General features: G+C 70.5%; 18 protein-coding genes and 2 pseudogenes. 10 read left to right on the top strand and 10 right to left on the bottom strand.

The window, feature by feature from the left end:
- The first annotated feature begins 279 nt into the window (after nt 1-279).
- Nucleotides 280-549, top strand: a complete 270-nt coding sequence (locus JGS39_RS29650) for a hypothetical protein (protein WP_219572782.1) — start codon at nt 280-282, stop codon at nt 547-549.
- Nucleotides 550-564: 15 nt separating this feature from the next.
- Here the strand turns inward: JGS39_RS29650 and JGS39_RS29645 are convergent, their stop codons facing one another.
- Nucleotides 565-1,299: a ferritin-like fold-containing protein gene (locus JGS39_RS29645; protein WP_219572781.1), complete on the bottom strand. Its 735-nt coding sequence runs from the start codon at nt 1,297-1,299 to the stop codon at nt 565-567.
- A 475-nt stretch (nt 1,300-1,774) separates the two neighbouring features.
- Between JGS39_RS29645 and JGS39_RS29640 the strand changes: the two genes are divergently transcribed.
- Both JGS39_RS29640 and JGS39_RS29635 read left to right on the top strand, forming a co-directional pair.
- Nucleotides 1,775-3,703: a DEAD/DEAH box helicase gene (locus JGS39_RS29640; protein ID WP_219572780.1), complete on the top strand. Its 1,929-nt coding sequence runs from the start codon at nt 1,775-1,777 to the stop codon at nt 3,701-3,703.
- Nucleotides 3,704-3,803: 100 nt separating this feature from the next.
- Nucleotides 3,804-4,649 (top strand): alpha/beta fold hydrolase, encoded by an 846-nt coding sequence (locus JGS39_RS29635; protein ID WP_219572779.1) that lies wholly within the window; start codon nt 3,804-3,806, stop codon nt 4,647-4,649.
- 40 nt (nt 4,650-4,689) lie between these two features.
- Here the strand turns inward: JGS39_RS29635 and JGS39_RS29630 are convergent, their stop codons facing one another.
- Nucleotides 4,690-5,577: an NYN domain-containing protein gene (locus tag JGS39_RS29630; RefSeq protein WP_219572778.1), complete on the bottom strand. Its 888-nt coding sequence runs from the start codon at nt 5,575-5,577 to the stop codon at nt 4,690-4,692.
- A gap of 223 nt (nt 5,578-5,800) precedes the next feature.
- Between JGS39_RS29630 and JGS39_RS29625 the strand changes: the two genes are divergently transcribed.
- A complete protein-coding gene (locus JGS39_RS29625) occupies nt 5,801-5,953 on the top strand; it encodes a DUF8834 family protein (RefSeq protein WP_219572777.1) in 153 nt (50 codons plus the stop codon).
- A 93-nt stretch (nt 5,954-6,046) separates the two neighbouring features.
- On the opposite strand, the gene JGS39_RS29620 is transcribed toward JGS39_RS29625, so the two are convergent.
- From JGS39_RS29620 to JGS39_RS29610, 3 genes and pseudogenes are all read right to left on the bottom strand, one after another.
- Nucleotides 6,047-6,652: a MarC family protein gene (locus tag JGS39_RS29620; RefSeq protein ID WP_219572776.1), complete on the bottom strand. Its 606-nt coding sequence runs from the start codon at nt 6,650-6,652 to the stop codon at nt 6,047-6,049.
- 152 nt (nt 6,653-6,804) lie between these two features.
- A pseudogene (locus tag JGS39_RS29615) lies at nt 6,805-7,513 on the bottom strand (PHP domain-containing protein).
- Nucleotides 7,514-7,598: 85 nt separating this feature from the next.
- Entirely contained in the window at nt 7,599-8,243 is a 645-nt protein-coding gene (locus JGS39_RS29610) for a DUF6758 family protein (protein ID WP_219572775.1), read from the bottom strand.
- 157 nt (nt 8,244-8,400) lie between these two features.
- Here JGS39_RS29610 and JGS39_RS29605 point away from each other — a divergent pair, with 157 nt between their 5' ends.
- The gene (locus JGS39_RS29605; protein WP_219572774.1) at nt 8,401-9,633 is read left to right on the top strand and encodes an MFS transporter; all 1,233 of its coding nucleotides are present in this window, start codon (nt 8,401-8,403) and stop codon (nt 9,631-9,633) included.
- Nucleotides 9,634-9,701: 68 nt separating this feature from the next.
- Here the strand turns inward: JGS39_RS29605 and JGS39_RS29600 are convergent, their stop codons facing one another.
- Nucleotides 9,702-10,286, bottom strand: coding sequence for a suppressor of fused domain protein (locus JGS39_RS29600; RefSeq protein ID WP_219572773.1), 585 nt, complete (start codon nt 10,284-10,286; stop codon nt 9,702-9,704).
- 411 nt (nt 10,287-10,697) lie between these two features.
- Here JGS39_RS29600 and JGS39_RS29595 point away from each other — a divergent pair, with 411 nt between their 5' ends.
- Nucleotides 10,698-11,819 carry a magnesium and cobalt transport protein CorA gene (locus JGS39_RS29595; protein WP_219572772.1) on the top strand — a complete coding sequence of 374 codons (1,122 nt, stop codon included), beginning with the start codon at nt 10,698-10,700 and terminating at the stop codon, nt 11,817-11,819.
- A 33-nt stretch (nt 11,820-11,852) separates the two neighbouring features.
- A complete protein-coding gene (locus JGS39_RS29590) occupies nt 11,853-12,371 on the top strand; it encodes a hypothetical protein (protein ID WP_219572771.1) in 519 nt (172 codons plus the stop codon).
- Here the strand turns inward: JGS39_RS29590 and JGS39_RS29585 are convergent, their stop codons facing one another.
- A complete protein-coding gene (locus tag JGS39_RS29585) occupies nt 12,372-13,154 on the bottom strand; it encodes a hypothetical protein (RefSeq protein ID WP_219572770.1) in 783 nt (260 codons plus the stop codon).
- A gap of 205 nt (nt 13,155-13,359) precedes the next feature.
- On the opposite strand from JGS39_RS29585, the gene JGS39_RS29580 reads away from it, so the two are divergent.
- The 3 genes from JGS39_RS29580 to JGS39_RS29570 are packed head-to-tail and all read left to right on the top strand — an operon-like array spanning nt 13,360 to nt 16,356.
- Nucleotides 13,360-14,634, top strand: coding sequence for a magnesium transporter MgtE N-terminal domain-containing protein (locus JGS39_RS29580; RefSeq protein WP_219572769.1), 1,275 nt, complete (start codon nt 13,360-13,362; stop codon nt 14,632-14,634).
- Complete coding sequence (locus tag JGS39_RS29575; protein WP_219572768.1) at nt 14,624-15,178, top strand: DUF1003 domain-containing protein; 555 nt, start codon at nt 14,624-14,626, stop codon at nt 15,176-15,178. Before JGS39_RS29580 ends, JGS39_RS29575 begins: the two co-directional genes overlap by 11 nt.
- 44 nt (nt 15,179-15,222) lie before the next feature.
- A complete protein-coding gene (locus tag JGS39_RS29570; protein ID WP_219572767.1) occupies nt 15,223-16,356 on the top strand; it encodes an Mrp/NBP35 family ATP-binding protein in 1,134 nt (377 codons plus the stop codon).
- Nucleotides 16,357-16,461: 105 nt separating this feature from the next.
- On the opposite strand, the gene JGS39_RS29565 is transcribed toward JGS39_RS29570, so the two are convergent.
- The 3 genes and pseudogenes from JGS39_RS29565 to JGS39_RS29555 form a co-directional block, all read right to left on the bottom strand.
- On the bottom strand, nt 16,462-17,121 hold the full coding sequence (locus JGS39_RS29565; protein ID WP_219572766.1) for a hypothetical protein: 660 nt from the start codon (nt 17,119-17,121) through the stop codon (nt 16,462-16,464).
- A gap of 118 nt (nt 17,122-17,239) precedes the next feature.
- The gene (locus tag JGS39_RS29560) at nt 17,240-17,719 is read right to left on the bottom strand and encodes a sec-independent translocase (RefSeq protein ID WP_219572765.1); all 480 of its coding nucleotides are present in this window, start codon (nt 17,717-17,719) and stop codon (nt 17,240-17,242) included.
- A 100-nt stretch (nt 17,720-17,819) separates the two neighbouring features.
- Nucleotides 17,820-18,895: pseudogene (locus JGS39_RS29555) on the bottom strand (S1C family serine protease); the annotation flags it as partial.

The following is an 18,895-nucleotide window of genomic DNA, read 5'->3' as shown; positions in this document are numbered from 1 at the left end:
GGCGTCGAGGGCTGCGCCCGGGGGGTGCGTGGGGAGCGGGGCTCAGGCTACTCACGTGAGGAGGCTGGGCCCCACGGTTGCGCGCGGGCGGGAGTTGCTGTTCGCGAGTCCGGTCCCCACAGGTGCGCGCATGGGGGCGGCACGACACCGCCCGCTTCGGCTCCGTTCCTGTGCGTCGGCTGAGCGAAGCCTGTCCCCGGGAGGGTTGCCTCGCGGCGCCCGGGGGTAGTACCGCCTACGACCGATTTGCCCGCCCTCCCACCTGCGAGGTGATCGTCTGTGATCTTGGAAACCCTGGGCTCCGTCGTGCTGGGACTCGCCCTCGCCTGGGCGGCCCTGCGCTCCTTGTCGCCCCGGCTCCCGTCCCGCCGCGCCGTGCTCGGCACCGGTGCGCTGGGAGCACTGTTCGGTGCCGGTCTCACCCACTCGGTACTCGGCCCGGGCCACGCCGCGGCCACGCTGGTGGGCTCGGTGCTGATCTCCGCGGTGACGCTGTCCCTGCTGCTGAGGCCGCGCCGCCGCCGGCTGAGCCGGTCGGCGGCGGCCTGACCTCGACGAAAGGCTTCAGGCGGCCAGCCCCAGGGCGGCCATCCGCTTGGTGTGCGCCTCGGTAATCCGGGAGAACATCCGGCCGACCTCGGCCAGGTCGAATCCGTCGGCCACCCCGCCCACCAGCATGGTCGACAGCGCGTCGCGGTCGGCCACCACCCGCTGCGCCTGTGAGAGCGCCTCGCCCATCAGCCGGCGCGCCCACAGCGCGAGCCGGCCGCCGAGCCTCGGGTCCGCCTCGATCGCGGCGCGCACCTTCTCGACCGCGAAGTTGCCGTGCCCCGTGTCGTCGAGCACGGCGAGGACGAGGGAGCGGGTGTCCGAGTCGAGCCGGGCCGCGACCTCGCGGTAGAAGTCACTGGCGATCGAGTCGCCGACATAGGCCTTGACCAGGCCCTCCAGCCAGTCCGACGGCGCGGTCTGGCGGTGGAAGTCGTCGAGGGCCTTGGCGAACGGCTCCATGGCGCCGGTCGGCTCCACCTCGATCGCGGTCAGCCGGTCCGTGAGCCGCTCGAAGTGGTGGAATTCCGCGGACGCCATCTTCGCCAGCTCCGCCTTGTCGGCCAGCGTCGGTGCGAGCTTCGCGTCCTCGGCGAGCCGCTCGAAGGCCGCCAGTTCCCCGTAGGCGAGTGCTCCCAGCAGGTCGACAACGGCGGCCCGGTACTGCGGTTCGGCGGACGCGGTGGCCCAGTCCTGGTCGGCGATTCTGGTGGATGCGGGGGCTTCAGTGGCGTTGTCAGGCGTCTCCATGAACCGCAGAATAGCCCGCCCGCCGGGGGGTGGAAGGGTCCGGCCGCCGACTGACGTCACACCGTTCCGATGAATTCGCCCAACACAGATGCGCGAATCCGGGGTACAGTGGTATTGCGCTTACTGAGCATTTTGCAACTGCTCGTTGCGCGAAATTGAATGAGGATGCCCGGTCGGAGGCCCGATCGGCTCCGACCCGACAGCCCTCCACGCGGTGCGTACGACACGTACGACAGCAGATGAGGGGCCCCCTCAGCGGCACGAGCGCTCGAGCGACGGCAGTGGTCCCGCGCCACCCGGCCCATCCACGGCCGGATGAGCAACCCCGGCACGGTACGACCCCCTTCGTTCGCCTCGGACCGCGTTTCACAGAAGAGGCAGCACCCTGACTACGTTCCGAGACCTCGGGATCCTTTCCGAGACGGCCGAAGCCCTTGAGGCCGTCGGCATCACGTCCCCCTTCCCCATCCAGGAGATGACGCTCCCCGTAGCGCTCTCCGGCTCCGATGTCATCGGGCAGGCCAAGACCGGCACCGGCAAGACGCTCGGTTTCGGCCTTCCGCTGCTGGAGCGCGTCACCGTCCTCGCGGACGTCGAGGCGGGCCGGGCCCAGCCCGAGAAGCTGACCGACGCCCCCCAGGCGCTGATCGTCGTCCCCACCCGCGAGCTGTGCCAGCAGGTCACCAACGACCTGCAGACCGCCGGCAAGGTGCGTAACGTCCGCGTGCTCGCCATCTACGGCGGCCGGGCGTACGAGCCCCAGGTCGAGGCGCTCAAGAAGGGCGTCGACGTGATCGTCGGCACCCCGGGCCGCCTGCTCGACCTGGCCGGCCAGCGCAAGCTGGACCTGTCGCACGTCCGCGCCCTCGTCCTCGACGAGGCCGACGAGATGCTCGACCTGGGCTTCCTGCCCGACGTCGAGCGCATCATCACGATGCTGCCGGCGAAGCGCCAGACGATGCTGTTCTCGGCGACCATGCCGGGCGCGGTCATCAGCCTCGCGCGCCGGTACATGTCGCAGCCGACCCACATCAACGCCACGTCGCCCGACGACGAGGGCACGACGGTCAAGAACACCGCGCAGTACGTCTACCGCGCGCACAACATGGACAAGCCCGAGATGGTCTCGCGCATCCTGCAGGCCAACGGCCGCGGACTCGCGATGATCTTCTGCCGCACCAAGCGCACCGCGGCCGACATCGCCGAGCAGCTGGAGAAGCGCGGTTTCGCCTCCGGCGCCGTCCACGGCGACCTCGGCCAGGGCGCCCGCGAGCAGGCGCTGCGCGCCTTCCGCAACGGCAAGGTCGACGTGCTCGTCTGCACCGACGTCGCGGCCCGCGGTATCGATGTCGAGGGTGTCACCCACGTCATCAACTACCAGTCGCCCGAGGACGAGAAGACCTATCTGCACCGGATCGGCCGGACCGGCCGCGCGGGTGCCAAGGGCATCGCGATCACGCTGGTCGACTGGGACGACATCCCGCGCTGGCAGCTGATCAACAAGGCCCTGGACCTGAAGTTCCCGGACCCGCCGGAGACGTACTCCACGTCGCCGCACCTGTACGAGGAGCTCGACATCCCGGCCGGCACCAAGGGTGTCCTGCCGCGTACCGAGCGGACCCGTGCGGGTCTGCGGGCCGAGGAGATCGAGGACCTCGGCGAGACGGGCGGCCGCGGCCGCAAGTCCCCCGCCGCGTCGGCCCCCGCGGTCCGCGAGGAGCGACCCGCGCGTACGCCGCGTCAGCGTCGTCGCACCCGCGGCGGTTCGAGTGCGGAGGAGGGCGCCGTGACGGTGCCCGCACCCGCCACGGAGATCGCCGAGGCCCCCGAGGCCACGGACGGCCCGTCCGAGCCGCGCACCCCGCGCCGTCGCCGTCGCAGCCGTGTCGGTGCCGCGGACATCGCCGCCGCTGACGTCGTCGCCGAGGCAGCGGTCGCGGTGGCCCAGGCTCCGGCCGTGGTCATCGACACCGAGCCCGAGGCCGCTCCCGAGCCGAAGAAGCGGACGAGGAGCAGGGCCGCCAAGGCCGAGGTCGTGGTCGACGCCGCACCGGAGGCCGAGGTGGTGGCCGAGTCCAAGCCGCGTCGCCGCCGCGCCCGGGTCGCCAAGCCCGCGGAGGAGGCCGACTTCCAGACCGCCCCCGTGGCCGAGCCCGCGCCCGTCGCCGCGACGGTGACCAAGCCGCGTCGCCGCGCCCGGGTGATCAAGCCCGCCGAGGACGAGGTCGACTTCCAGATCGCGCCGATCGCCGAGCCCGAGTCGGACTCCAGGGCGCGCCGTCGCCCCCGTGCGGCCGCGAAGCCGAAGACGGAGGCCGTGGCTCAGGCACCGGCCGCCGAGGGCGAGGCCAAGCCGCGCCGTCGCCGGGCCCCCCGGACGGCTGCCGCCAAGTCCGAGGGCTGAGCAGCTCCGAACGACCGCCCGGACGGGCCCGAGGGTTTCCTCGGGCCCGTCCGGCGTTCCACGGCATGACGGACCCTGCCGGCGGCCGTAACCTCGTGCCATGAGCAGGCCACCCACCTTCATCCCGCCGCCCTGCGCCCGCCCCCGCACCCTGCACACCGGGCGCGGGGACTTCGCCGTCCTGGACGCGGTGCCGCGTACGCGACCGCGGGGCACCGTCCTCCTCCTGCCCGGGTTCACCGGCAGCAAGGAGGACTTCATCGCGCTGCTGCAACCGCTCGCCGACGCCGGATACCGCGCTGTCACGGTCGACGGGCGCGGCCAGTACGAGACGGACGGGACGGACCGTCAGGAGACCTACGAACAGGGCGAGTTGGCCCAGGACGTGCTCGCGCAGACGGCCGCGCTCGGCCTCGGCGACGGAGCGGTCGACCTGCTCGGCCACTCACTCGGCGGGCAGATCGCGCGCGCTGCGGTGCTGCTGGACCCCGCGCCGTTCCGTTCGCTCACCCTGATGTCCTCCGGGCCCGCCGAGGTCATCGAGGCCCAGCAGGTCAAGCTGAAGATCCTCGGTGACGCGCTCGCCACGATGAGCATGGACGACGTCTGGGCGGCCATGCGCGCCCTCGACCCGCCGGCCGAGGCGGAGACGGACGGCGAGGACATGCGGCAGCGCTGGCTGCGCCACCGCCCCGCACAGCTGATCGCCACCGGCCGGCAGCTGGCCACCGAACCGGACCGGGTGGCCGAGCTCGCCGCCACGGGACTGCCGGTCCATGTGATCTCCGGCGAGCGCGACGACGTCTGGCCGGTGCCGCTGCTCGACTCGATGGCGGTACGCCTCGGGGCGCGCCGGACCCGGATCGAGGGCGCCGAGCACTCCCCCAACACGGACCGGCCGGCGCCGACGGCGGCCGCGCTCGTCTCCTTCTGGGACAGCCTGTGAGCGACGGCGGGGACACGGGGGCACACGCGGGCGGCCGGCGTCAGTACTGCGCCTGAAGGTGCTGCCAGAAGCCGTCACGCAGCGCCCGTCGCAGATGGGCGTGGCCGCGCAGTGAGTGCTGGAGCAGCCGCTCGGCCTCGACCAGCAGATCCTGGTCGACGGAGCCCGGCAGATACGGGTGCCCGGGCAGCAGGTCGGCCAGGGACTCGCGGCCGCGGGCGGAGAGCCAGGTGGCGGCGATCTGCGCTCCGACGAAGCGGACGTCCTCGCGCGAGGGTGCCGGGCTGTCGTCCTCGTAGGTGGTGACGGGGCGTCTGGTCACGTACGGGCGGCAGAAGTCGAGGTCGAAGGTGCGCTGGCTGTCGACCTCCCAGAGCAGCGGTTCGGCCTGGTTGCGCCCTTCCCCGGCCTCGATGCCCCACAGGTGGACCCGGGCCCCGTACCCCTGCGCCGCCTCGACGGCCGACACCAGGTCCTCGTCGCCGCCGACCAGGGCGGCATCGCTGATGGCGCGGTGCCGGGCGAGGGATTCGAGGTCGGTGCGGATGAGTGAGTCGACGCCCTTCTGCTGGTTGTTGGCGTTGAGGTTGCCCAGCCTGACCTTGACGTCGGGGAGTTCGGCGATGGACTGCTGCTCGACGGTGTGGATCCGGCGCCTGGCCCCGTCGTACCAGTACACGCGCAGCAGTCTGCTGTCCGCGAAGATGGTGCGGGCCTTGTCGATGAACGCCTCGATCAGCCCTTCGGCGTCGAGGTCGAAGGAGCGCCGGTCCTCGGTGCCGGTGACGAGCAGCCCGGCCGCGGCGTACACGTAGCCCGCGTCCACGAAGATCGCGTGGGTCGACGGGGTCTTCGACACCTCGGCGAGCACCCGCAGGAGCAGTTCGTTGGTGCGGTCCAGACGATCGGCGGTCTCTGCCTCGTTCATGCGGACCTCGTCGCGGAAACCGTCGTCCGCGCATGCTCGGTTACCTGCTGGTACTTAGACATCCAAAAAATTTCCTTAGCGTAGGGAATGATTGCAGGGGACAAGCCGTTGTACACACCGTGGGGCGCGGGACAGAGATGCCTGTGCGCTCCACATCCTTGCGGACGGGCCACCCGTCCTCCCAGTAGTTCTCCAGCAGGAGGATCAGACGAAGGGAAGCCGTATGCGCTTCGAGATCATGCGACTCGACGATGTCGACGGTACCGCCGTGGACAGCACCGTCGTGGACGCCGCCTCCGTCAACCGGATCGTGCAGCAGGCCGCAGCAGTCGGCCAGCGCATCTATATCCGCCCGGCCGATTCCTCGGCTTCGTAACGCCTTGCCGACGTAATAAAGACGCCGACGTACAAAGACGAAGCGCCCCCGCACGGATGTTCCGTGCGGGGGCGCTGTGGTGTCCGGGGCCGGTCAGGCGTTCTGGATGACCTGGGTGACTCCGTTGATGATCTGCTGGACGGCGATGGCGGACAGCATCATCCCGGCGAGCCTGGTGACCAGCACGACGCCGCCGTCCTTGATGACCCTGATGATCAGCAGCGAGTAGCGCATGGTCAGCCAGAGCACGACGTGCATGACGATGATCGCCGTCCAGACCGAGATCTGGCTGCCGACGGTGTCGGCGTGCTGCACCGCGAGAATCACGGAGACGATCGCTCCGGGACCGGCGAGCAGCGGCATGCCGAGGGGCACGAGCGCCACGTTGACGTCCTTGGTCTGCGTCGGCTCGTCGGTCTTGCCGGTCAGCAGGTCGAGCGCGATCAGCAGCAGGAGCAGTCCGCCCGCGATCATCAGCGCGGGAACGGAGACGTGCAGGTAGTCCAGGATCTGCTGGCCGAGCAGCCCGAAGACGGCGATGACACCGAAGGCGACGGCGACGGCCTGGAGCGCCATCCTGCGCTGCATCCGGGCGGGGCGGCCCGCGGTGAGGGCGAGGAAGATCGGGGTGATCCCGGGCGGATCCATAATCACAAAAAGGGTGAGAAAAAGGGATCCGAAGACAGCGACGTCGAACACAGTGAGCCTTGCGAGGAGAGAGCGGACATGCGTGGGGAGAGGCACCCCGCGGCCTGCCGGACCGGCTGCCGTGACGTGGGGCGGGGACGAGCGGGCGTCACACGGGCGCGCTGCGGCGCGGGGGTGTACGTGAAGGGGTGGCGCGTGGGCCGTTACGGGGCGGCGGGTCCGCCGGCGCCCGGTACCGGGAAGGCTCCCGTGGCGCGCCGGGTGATCTCGCCGTAGATCTCCGGGTCGATGTGGTCGGACCTCGATGCCGTCGAGCCCCGCGGCGGCGAGCTTCGCCATCGACGACTCGGGGACCACATCGCCGCGTTTGACGGCGGCCGGGTGGGCGAAGACGGTGACGCCGCCGGCGGCCTTGACCAGCCGGATCGCGTCGAAGGGGTCGAGTTCGTGCTTCTCGGCGTACGCGCGCCCGCCGTCGGCGAGCCACTCGGGCGTGAAGGCGTCGGAGACGGTCTCGACGACGCCGAGTTCGACCAGCGCGGTGGCGATGTGCGGCCGGCCGACCGAGCCGTCGCCCGCGATCCTTGCGACCTGTTCCCACTCGACCGGGACGCCCAGCTCACGGAGCTTGCGCACCATGGTCCGCGCGCGCGGCACCCGGTCGTCGCGCACCAGCTCGCGCTCGCGCGCCAGCTCGGGCTCGTCGGGATCGAAGAGGTACGCCAGCATGTGCAGCCCCACGCCGTCGAGGCGGCAGGAGAGCTCGGCGCCGGTGACCAGGGTGAGTCCCTCGGGAAGCGCGGCCTTCGCCGCGGCGTGACCGCGGACGGTGTCGTGGTCGGTGAGGGCGACGACCGACGAGGTGTCCGTACCGTCCGACGCGGTGGAGTGGGTGTGCAGGTCGATGCGCACGACTCGTACTCCTGTGCTCGCGGCCGGGTGGGGGACGCTCAAGGATAACCGGCGCACCGGCCCGTCCCGCCCGCCCGGCAGCCGCTCAGGGTCCCGTCAGCAGGCGGGGCGTGAGGGCACCGCAGGGCACCAGGTCGACCTCTCCCCCGGCGTCGCGCAGGTCGGTCAGCACCAGTTCGTCGTACATGAGGAGCCCCGACTGCTCGGGCCAGACGATGGCCCACAGCCAGAGCCCGCGCGCCTCTCCGGCGAAGACCGCCCGGTCGGCAGGGGCGTCCTTCACGTGCCAGAGCGGGCTGGGGCGGCCGGCGGCGAGCACCTTGACGTCCGGCGGTGCGTCGACCCTCAGCAGCGGGCCCGGGTCCGGCCCGTCGATCCCCGCGTACCGCGCCCCGAGTCCGACACCGAGCTCCTCGGCGACCAGCAGCAGCTCGCCGACCCCGCCGAGCGGCCCCGGTCCGGAGCAGGCGACAGCGGTGGCCCGGCCGCCGCTGCGGTCGTCGCCTGCGGCCGCGACACCGGTGAACAGCCAGCCGACCGGGAGCGGCCAGGGCATCCACACCGGCACCTGCGCGCGGTGGACCACCACCCCGAGTGCTTCGACGCTGGGCGGGATGACCGGCTGCATCGGGTGCACGCTGCCGTGCATGTCGCACTGCCAGGTCTCGTCGAAGAAACCGGGCGCCTTGACCCGGCCTCCGCACTTCGGGCAACTGGGTTCGCCCCTCATAGCGCCCAACGGTCCTCCCCGGCCGCCCCCGCGTCAAGGACGATCACCCTTCCGAAGCGTGGCTCCGACCAGCATATTTAGATGTAGCTTGCATTTATTAGGCGCTCTAACTTATTCTGTGCACAACACACCGATCTAGTGGAGAGCGAGTAGTCCCATGCAGGGAGAGGATCCGTTCGAACAGGGAACGGCGAGCATCCTGCGCCAGCCGAAGGCCGTCTGGGCCACAGCGGGCGCTTCCGTCGTCGCGTTCATGGGAATCGGCCTGGTGGACCCGATTCTCCCGTCCATCGCGAAGGGCCTGGAGGCGACGCCGAGCCAGGTGTCCCTGCTGTTCACCTCGTACTTCCTGATCACGGCCGTGGCGATGCTCGTCACCGGCTTCGTCTCCAGCCGTATCGGGGGACGCAAGACCCTGCTGGCCGGCCTCACGCTCGTCGTGGTCTTCGCCGCGCTCTCCGGCACCTCGTCCTCCGTCGCCGAGCTCGTCGGCTTCCGGGCCGGCTGGAGCCTGGGCAACGCGCTCTTCGTCTCGACGGCACTCGCCGTGATCGTGGGCGCCGCCGCGGGCGGCAGCTCGGCGGCGATCCTGCTCTACGAATCGGCGCTCGGCCTCGGCATGGCCTGCGGACCGCTGCTCGGGGCGCTGCTCGGTGACGCCAGCTGGCGCTACCCGTTCTTCGGCACGGCCGCGCTGATGGCGATCGGCTTCGTCTGCATCACGGCGTTCCTGAAGGAGCAGCCCAGGCCGGCCCGCAAGACCTCGCTGCTCGACCCGCTCAAGGCACTCAGCCACCGCGGGCTCGCCTCCGTCGCGACCTCGGCGTTCTTCTACAACTACGCGTTCTTCACGATCCTCGCGTTCACGCCGTTCGTGCTGAACATGACGCCGTACAAGTCCGGCGCCGTCTTCTTCGCATGGGGCCTGCTGCTGGCGGTCTTCTCGGTACTCGTCGCGCCGCGGCTGCAGAAGCGCTTCGGCTCGCTCAAGGTGGTCGGCGCCTCACTGGTGCTGCTCGCCGCGGACCTGGTGATCCTCGGATACGGCAACCACACGACGGCGATCGTCTGCACCATCGTCTCCGGTGCCTTCATCGGCATGAACAACACCGTCTACACCGAGCTGGCGCTCGGGGTCTCCGACGCGCCGCGCCCGGTGGCCAGCGCGGGCTACAACTTCGTCCGCTGGTTCGCGGCCGCCGCCGCGCCCTACCTGGCCCCGAAGATCGAGGAGTGGAGCAACATCCACATCCCGTTCGTGGTCGCCGCCGTCGCCGCGGTCATCGGTGCGGTCGTCGTCGGGGTCCGGCGTTCGGCACTGACGCACGAGGCGGAGGAACTGGAGCCGAAGCACGCCACCGAGGACGGCGTCACGGTCTTCGCCGGCTGACCGCTCGCACCACCCACCGCCCCGCCCACGGCCCCGGCCGCGCGGCGGGGCCCCGCTGTTGCGTCGGCTCAGTCCAGGGCGACCGATCCACGCAGCGGATCACGCAGATCCGTCCCCTGCGACAGCCACCGCTCCTGGAGTTCCTGCGCCCCGCGAACCCGCTTCCAGGCCGCCTCGTTGTGCGTCATCGGCAACAGCGGCAGGAACCGTACGGGCTCCATCGGCTCGTCCAGTTCCAGATCCTCGACCAGCCCCCCGGACTCGGCGACCAGCACCGAGCCGAACGGCGCCCCGGGCCAGAGCGGTTCACCCACGTCCAGGGAGGCGCCCGGCGCCACGACGACCCCCTCGACCTGCGGCGAGGCCGCCAGCACCGCGAGCTTGCGCAGCACCTGGTCGGTGTCGGCGAGACCGACCCGCACCGAGAGGACCAGTTCGGCACGGGGGCCCTTGACCGGGTCGGCGAGCGTGGCCGTCGGATCGGCCATCGGCTGGGCGGACATGCCGAGGGTGGCGTACCTCACCACGTCGCCGTCGATGAACCTGAGGACCTCGATCCGGTCCGTCCCGAGAAACGTCACTGCCGCGCGTGCGTCCGGTTCACCCAAGGCCGTCCGCAGACGTGCCTCGACCAGAGCAAGAATTTCTGCCATGCCGCGAGCATAGGACGCGTATGGAACGGGCAAAGTAAGGGATTGACCCTGTACCGGCTGCTAGCCTGGGGTGCCGGTCGGGACAGCACGCAGAAGCGTCGCTCTCAAGTCCCGACGAAACGTCATCCCCCACGGGGGACCGACCGGAGGAGGTGGGGCTGCGGTGGATCCAAGTCGACCGTGCAGTACCAACCGCTCTTCCGCTCGACACCTTTCTTCTGTGATCTGACGCCTTCTCGGTCAAGGCCCCTGGCATTTCGCACGACGGAAGAGCACTCCCTTTTTGCCTGTCTGTAGCGAACGCCGTCGTCGTGCCTCCGCGGTGCCGCCCGCTTTGCGGACGTGAGCCCACGTCCCCATTCCGGGCTGTTCCACGCCTGCGCAGACGGCCCCTCCGTGAAGGAGCCAGTCATGTCGATGATCCGTGACCTGCGCGCTGTGGTGCGCCCGTCCCTGCGCAAGACCAACAACCTGCACAGCGGTTACGACACCACGCGCGACCCGTCCGCCTCCAGCGCGGTCGTCGACTGCGCGGTCTACCGCGACGGCCGCCGCATCGCCGAGGAGGACGGCACCTGCCGTACGCCGCACGAGGCGATGCTGCGCGTCCGGGAGAAGGGCGGCTTCGCCTGGATCGGCCTCCATGAGCCGACCGAGGAGGAGTTCGCGGGGATCGCCCGGGAGTTCGGGCTGCACCCGCTCGCGGTGGAGGACGCCGTCCACGCCCACCAGAGGCCGAAGCTGGAACGGTACGACGACACCCTGTTCACCGTCTTCAAGACGATCCACTACGTCGAGCACGCCGAGCTGACCGCGACCAGCGAGGTCGTCGAGACGGGCGAGGTGATGTGCTTCACCGGCCGGGACTTCGTCATCACCGTGCGGCACGGCGGCCACGGCTCGCTGCGCGCGCTGCGCCACCGGCTGCAGGACGACCCCGAACTGCTCGCCAAGGGCCCGTCCGCGGTCCTGCACTCCATCGCCGACCATGTCGTCGACGGGTACATCGCGGTGGCGGCCGCGGTGCAGGACGACATCGACGAGGTGGAGATCGAGGTCTTCTCGACCCCGGACAAGGGCAGTCCGCGCGGTTCGGACGCCGGCCGGATCTACCAGCTCAAGCGCGAGGTGCTGGAGTTCAAGCGGGCCGTCTCCCCGCTGCTGCGCCCGATGCAGCTGCTCAGCGAGCGGCCGATGCGGCTGATCGACCCGGACATCCAGAAGTACTTCCGGGACGTGGCCGACCACCTGGTCCGGGTGCAGGAGGAGGTCATCGGCTTCGACGAACTGCTGAACTCGATCCTCCAGGCCAACCTGGCACAGGCGACCGTCGCGCAGAACGAGGACATGCGCAAGATCACGTCCTGGGCGGCCATCGTCGCCGTGCCGACGATGATCTGCGGCGTCTACGGCATGAACTTCGAGCACATGCCGGAACTCCGCTGGACGTACGGCTACCCGATGGTGATGGGCTTCATCGGCGTGGTCTGCTTCTCCATCCACCGCATGCTCAAGCGCAACGGCTGGCTCTGACCGCCTCCAGCCGGTCGGTCTAAGCTCTGCCCCATGACTGCTGCTGACGCGCTGCTCGGACCCGCCCTCGTCGAGGAGGCCACCAAGAAGTCGGGCCTCATCTGGGTACGCGGCACCGGCCCCGCGCGGGCGTTGTGGCATGTGTGGCACGAGGGTGCGGCGCATCTCGTCGGGGACGGCCCCGGCGAGCAGCCGCTCCCGGCCGGGCTCACCGACGGTGCCACCGCGGAGGTGACCGTACGCAGCAAGGACAAGGGCGGCCGGCTCGTCGCCTGGTCGGCCTCGGTGGCGCAGCTCGCCCCCCACTCCGAGGAGTGGGAGGCGGCGGTCGCCGAACTCAAGGGCAAGCGGCTCAACGCGCCGGATGCCGAGCAGATGCCCGAGCGCTGGGCGCGCGAGTGCCGGATCGTCACGCTGACGCCGCTCGACTCCCGTACGGAACTGCCCGACACCTCGGGGGCGGCCGCCCCGCTGCCCACCACCGCGACCACCCGGCTGCCGGTACCGGCCGGCCTGCCGCGGCTGCTGAAGAAGTCCCTGCGCAGGTCGTAGCTACGAGGAGGAGGACTTCGGCAGCTGCTGCCCGTAGTCGACCGTCTCGTCCTCGGCCGGGGCCACCAGCGCGAAGTCCCTGCCCCAGTCGGCGAGCTTGACGACGCCGCCACCGCCGCCGCGGGCGAAGCTCAGCGGATACGGGGTGCCCTCCAGGGACACGTCCAGAGCGCCGCCCTCGCCCGCACCGCCCAGGATCCGGATGGTGCGCACCCCGCCGGCCTTGTCACGGTCGCCCTTGCCCACCTTGCCGTGCAGCGTGAGCAGCCCGTCGAGCAGCACCTTCTTGTCCGTGAAGCCGCGCAGCTGTTTGTACGTGGGGTCGCCCTCGGGGACCTTCACGTACTTGTCGTCCAGCTTGTCGGCGGCGGTGCCCCCCGCGTCGCCCGTATGCCCGGCGCCCGGCTTCTTGTCGTCGTCGTGGTTCCAGAAGCCGGCACCGGCCTTGAGATAGAGCTCGTCGCCGATCCGCAGCAGCTCGAAGGTGCTGTTCTTCGAGGTGACGGAGCCCACACCGCCCTTGTCCTTGAGCTTCATGTCGATCTTGTACGTGCCGCCCTTGCTCACCAGCGTGCCGGCCAGCCGGACCGCGTCCGCGGAGTCCGCCGCCGTCCGGGCCTTCTTCTCGATCTCCGGCCCGGTCAGCTTGCCGATGCCGTTGGTCCCCTTGTCCGGATCCTCACCCGCGCACGCGGTCAGAGCCGCGGTCAGCCCGGCGCAGAGCACGAGGGCGAGGGTGGCGGTCCGGCGGCGGGCCCGGACGGGCGGGACGGAAGAGGTCACAGGCGCACTGCCTCTCATCTGCATGGCGGGGGGTGGCAGACGGCAGCGTACCCGTGCCGCCTACGTCTTCCGGCAGAGAGCCGTACGGACGGTTCGCCGGGGCGCCGCGGAGTGGTACGGGCTAGCCTGATCAAGTCATAAGGGTGCAAGAACTGTCGGAACAGACCGGATGCGTAAGAGCGTCGGCGGATAAGGAGGCGCACGCATGGCCCCAGGCACGCCCCGCGTCTTCGTCTCGCATCTGTCCGGCGTACCCGTCTTCGACCCCAACGGCGACCAGGTGGGCCGGGTCCGCGACCTGGTCGCGATGCTCCGGGTCGGCGGCCGGCCGCCCCGGCTGCTCGGCATCGTCGTCGAGGTGGTGAGCCGGCGCCGGATCTTCCTTCCGATGACCCGGGTGACGGGCATCGAGTCGGGACAGGTCATCACCACCGGTGTGGTCAACATGCGGCGCTTCGAACAGCGGCCCACCGAACGTCTGGTGCTCGGTGAGTTCCTCGACCGGCGGGTCAGTCTGGTGGAGACGGGCGAGGAGGTCACCATCCTGGACGTGGCCATCCAGCAGCTGCCCGCCCGCCGCGACTGGGAGATCGACAAGTACTTCGTCCGCAAGGGCCGGGGCGGGGCGCTGCGCCGCAAGGGCGAGACCCTGACCGTCGAGTGGTCGGCGGTCAGCGGCTTCTCGCTGGAGGAGCACGGGCAGGGCGCGGAGTCGCTCGTCGCCACGTTCGAGAAGCTGCGCCCCACCGATGTGGCCAACGCCCTGCACCACCTGTCCCCGAAGCGCAGGGCCGAGGTCGCCGCCGCCCTGGACGACGACCGGCTCGCCGACGTCCTGGAGGAGCTCCCCGAGGACGACCAGGTGGAGATCATCGGGAAGCTGAAGGAGGAGCGCGCCGCGGACGTCCTGGAGGCCATGGACCCCGATGACGCGGCGGACCTGCTCTCCGAGCTGCCCGAGGCGGACAAGGAGCGGCTGCTGACTCTGATGCGTCCGGACGACGCGGCCGATGTGCGGCGCCTGATGTCGTACGAGGAGCGGACCGCCGGCGGTCTGATGACCACCGAGCCGATCATCCTGCGACCGGACGCCACGGTGGCCGACGCGCTCGCCCGGGTACGCCAGTCCGACCTCTCCCCGGCGCTCGCCGCCCAGGTGTACGTGTGCCGGTCGCCCGACGAGACGCCGACGGGCAAGTACCTGGGCACGGTGCACTTCCAGCGGCTGCTGCGCGACCCGCCGTTCACCCTGGTCAGCTCGCTCGTCGACAGCGACCTGGTGGCGCTGCCCCCGCACACCCCGCTGTCGGTGGTGACGAGCTATCTGGCGGCTTACAACATGGTCTCGGTGCCCGTGGTGGACGAGAGCGGCTCACTGCTGGGCGCGGTGACGGTCGACGACGTCCTGGACCACCTGCTGCCCGACGACTGGCGGGAGACCGACTTCCACGGCCGCGAGGGGGTGCCCGGTGACCGGTGAGGACCGCTCCAGGGCGTCGAACGGCTCGACGGCGCTGACCCGCACCCACAGGACTCGGCTGGACCAGCCCAAGGCCCCGCGCAGGCGCCTGCTGCCGGAGTACGACCCCGAGGCCTTCGGCCGCTTCTCGGAGCGCATCGCACGCTTCCTGGGCACCGGACGGTTCATCGTCTGGATGACGCTGATCATCATCCTGTGGGTGGTGTGGAACATCTTCGCGCCCGGGAACCTCCGGTTCGACGAGTACCCGTTCATCTTCCTGACCCTGATGCTCTCGCTCCAGGCCTCGTACGCGGCCCCGCTGATCCTGCTCGCGCAGAACCGGCAGGACGACCGCGACCGGGTCACCCACGAGCAGGACCGCAAGCAGAACGAGCGCTCCATCGCCGACACCGAGTACCTGACCAGGGAGATCGCCGCACTGCGGATGGGCCTGGGCGAGGTCGCCACGCGCGACTGGATCCGGTCCGAACTGGAGGACCTGGCGAAGGACCTGGACGACCGACGCGCCCTGTACCCGGCCGAGAGTGACGAAGACCGCTGACGGGGCTACCCGCGCGTAGCTGCAAGCGCCGTAACATCGTCGGTATGGCTACGGAAGACGCGGTGCTTGAGGCACTGGCGACAGTGAACGACCCGGAGATCCACCGCCCGATCACCGAACTCGGCATGGTGAAATCGGTCGAGATCGATCCTGACGGTGTGGTCGCTGTCACGGTGTATCTCACCGTCTCCGGCTGTCCGATGCGCGAGACGATCACCAAGAACGTGACGGACGCGGTCGCCCGCGTCGAGGGGGTGTCGCGGGTCGAGGTCACGCTCGACGTCATGAGTGACGAGCAGCGCAAGGAGCTCGCGACCTCGCTGCGCGGCGGCACGGCGGAGCGCGAGGTGCCGTTCGCCAAGCCCGGCTCGCTGACCCGGGTGTACGCGGTCGCCTCCGGCAAGGGCGGCGTCGGCAAGTCCTCGGTGACGGTGAACCTCGCGGCGGCGATGGCGGCCGACGGGCTCAAGGTCGGCGTCGTGGACGCGGACATCTACGGGCACAGCGTGCCCCGGATGCTCGGTGCGGACGGCAAGCCGACCCAGGTCGAGAACATGATCATGCCGCCCTCGGCACACGGCGTGAAGGTCATCTCCATCGGCATGTTCACCCCGGGCAACGCCCCGGTGGTGTGGCGCGGCCCCATGCTGCACCGCGCGCTCCAGCAGTTCCTCGCCGACGTGTACTGGGGCGACCTGGACGTCCTGCTGCTCGACCTGCCGCCGGGCACGGGTGACATCGCGATCTCCGTCGCCCAGCTGGTGCCGAACGCGGAGATCCTGGTCGTGACGACCCCGCAGCAGGCCGCCGCCGAGGTGGCCGAGCGGGCCGGCTCGATCGCCGTGCAGACGCACCAGAAGATCGTCGGCGTCGTCGAGAACATGTCGGGCATGCCGTGCCCGCACTGCGACGAGATGGTCGACGTGTTCGGCTCGGGCGGTGGTGCACGGGTGGCCGAGGGCCTGACCAAGACGGTCGGCGCGGAGGTGCCGGTGCTCGGCTCCATCCCGATCGACGTACGGCTGCGCGAGGGCGGCGACGAGGGCAAGCCCGTCGTGCTCTCCGACCCCGACTCCCCGGCCGGCAAGGCCCTGCGCTCCATCGCGGACAAGCTGGGCGGCCGTCAGCGCGGCCTGTCCGGCATGTCGCTGGGCATCACCCCGCGCAACAAGTTCTGAGAGATCGGCCTCGCCGGCGTGTGAGGCGCGAGGTCCGGGGCGGAGCCCCGGTCTCGGGGCGCCGCCCCGTCCCCTCGCGCCTCGGACGCCGGCGAGGCTTGAGATCTACGCGTACGTCGCGATGTCCTCGACGACCGAGAACCCCAGCCCGTACGCGCTCATCCCCCGGCCGTAGGCCCCGATGTGCACGCCCTGCGCCGACCCCGCCAGCACCCAGCCGAACTCGGACTCGCGGTAGTGGAAGGGGACCGGCACACCGTCGACCGGCAGCGACAGCACCGACCACGCGGGGCCGTCCAGATCGTCGGCGAGCTCGAACGCCGTCTCCGTCTGCTGGTCCAGCCAGTCGTCGCGCAGGGTGTGGTCCATCTGCGGGGGCCAGGTGTAGGCGAGCAGGCCGGAGCCCGCCAGCCAGGCCGCCGAGGAGACGGTCGTCGCGTCCAGGACCCCCGTGCCGTCGCCGCTGCGGCGCACCGGGCTGCTGGCCACGGTCACGACGACCGCGAACCGCTGCTTGTCCGCACCGGAGTCGCCGCCCCGTACCGAAGGCTCGTCACCGTGACCGGTCGAGCCGTGCTGCACCGTGCCGTCCGCCGCGGTGCCCACCTGCATCAGCCAGCGGCGCCCGGTGAAGGCCTCGTCCAGTCCGTACCAGGGGAACGGCGCCTGCAGATAGCCGTCGACCGTGAGCCGGGCCGCCGGCACCCCCTCCGCCGTGGCTGTGTCCGGCGCACCATCCGCGCCCACCCGACTCGTTGTCTCCATCTGCCCGGCCGCCTCCTCGATCGTCAAGGTCCGGAGCGGCCCGCCCCCCGCGGGCGTACTCACAACCGGACAGATGGAGAATAGCCATACCGTCCGGACGAGTCGGGATTGACGTGGGTCAGGTGGCGTCTGCGTCGAACGGCGGGTGGTCGGTCTTCGTGGGCTGCTCGCGCTTCTTGAGCAGGTCGGGAGCGCCCGCCGAGCCGTTGGCTGCGGTGACCGCGGCAGCGCCCGACACGCCGGTCTTCGCCTCCACGGCAGGGGCGGTCTCGCGCCCGTTCACCGCGTCGGTGACCTCGGCGACCTCCTTGCGCAGGTCGAAGCTCTCCCGGATCTCCTTCAGCCCGAGGTCGTCGTTGCCGTCCATGAGCTGCTTACGGACGAACGTCTTCGGGTTCAGGTCCTCGAACTCGAAGTCCTTGAACTCCGGGCCGAGCTCCGTACGGATGTCTTCCTTGGCGCTCTCCGAGAACTCCCGGATCTTGCGGATGAAACGCGAGGCGTCCTGGATGACCTTGGGGAGCTTGTCCGGGCCGAAGACGAGTACGCCGATGATGGCGAGCGCAACCAGCTCCAGTGGGCCTATGTCATTGAACACCTTGCGGCTCCTCGTGTTCTCCGCGACCAGGTCGGATGGGGGTCCGGACTCGGCCCACGGTACCCGGCGAAACTGTCCGGGCGGTAGCTTCTCGTGGCCGTCACGTGCCGGTTGCCGAGCCGAGCGTCAAAGTCATGGACAGGTCTTTACCACCGCGGGTCAGCGTGAGCTCCAGCCGGTCGCCCGGCCGGTGCGAGCGGATCTTCACTATCAGCTCCTCGCCGCTGTGCACCTGCCTGCCGTCCACTTCGGTGATGACGTCACCCGGCCGGATGCCCGCCTTCGCTCCGGGGCCGCCCTCGGTGACGGAGGACTTGCCGCCGGCGCCCTCGGCCCCGACCTTGGCACCGTCGCCCGTGTACTTCATGTCGAGGCTCACACCGATCACCGGGTGGGTGGCCTTCCCGGTGTTGATGAGCTCCTCGGCGACGCGCTTGCCCTGGTTGATCGGGATGGCGAAGCCGAGCCCGATGGAACCGGCCTGGCCGCCCTCCGTCGTCGAACCGCTGTCGGCGGCGCGGATGGCGCTGTTGATCCCGATCACATGCGCGTCGGTGTCCACCAGCGGTGCCACCGGAGTTGCCCGGGTTGATCGGGGCGTCGGTCTGGAGGGCGTCGACGTAGCTGATGTCGCTGCCGTCACCCTTCTCACCGCCTGCGGTGATGGGCCGGTCCTTGGCGCTGATGATGCCGGACGTGACGGTGTTGGACAGGTCGAAGGGTGCGCCGATGGCCACCACCGGGTCCCCGACCTGCACATTGTCGGAGTTCCCCAGGGGCAGGGGCTTGAGGCCCGAGACCCCGCTTACCTTGACCACGGCCAGGTCGTAGCCGCTGTCCGTGCCGACGATCTCGGCGTTCGCCGTCTCGCCGCCGCTGAACGTCACGGTGATGTCGCCGGAGGAACCGGCCGGAGCGACCACGTGGTTGTTGGTCAGGATGTGGCCCCGGTCGTCCAGGACGAAGCCGGTGCCGGTGCCCGATTCGGTGGTGCCGCTGACGTGCAGGGTGACCACGCTGGGCAGGGCGCTCGCCGCTATGCCCGCGACGCTGTCGGGGGCTCGACCGCCGCCGTTCCTTTCGTCCTGGGGCAGTTCGACCGCGGTGAAGCCGCCGTTGCGCTCTATGTAGGCGCCGATGCCGCCACCGATGCCGCCCGCCACCAGGGCGAGGAGC

It is taken from the genome of Streptomyces poriferorum (assembly GCF_019399235.1).
GTDB lineage: Bacteria > Actinomycetota > Actinomycetes > Streptomycetales > Streptomycetaceae > Streptomyces > Streptomyces poriferorum.
The sequence above is the reverse complement of the archived record's forward strand: the minus strand, read 5'-3'. Positions and strand labels throughout refer to the sequence as shown.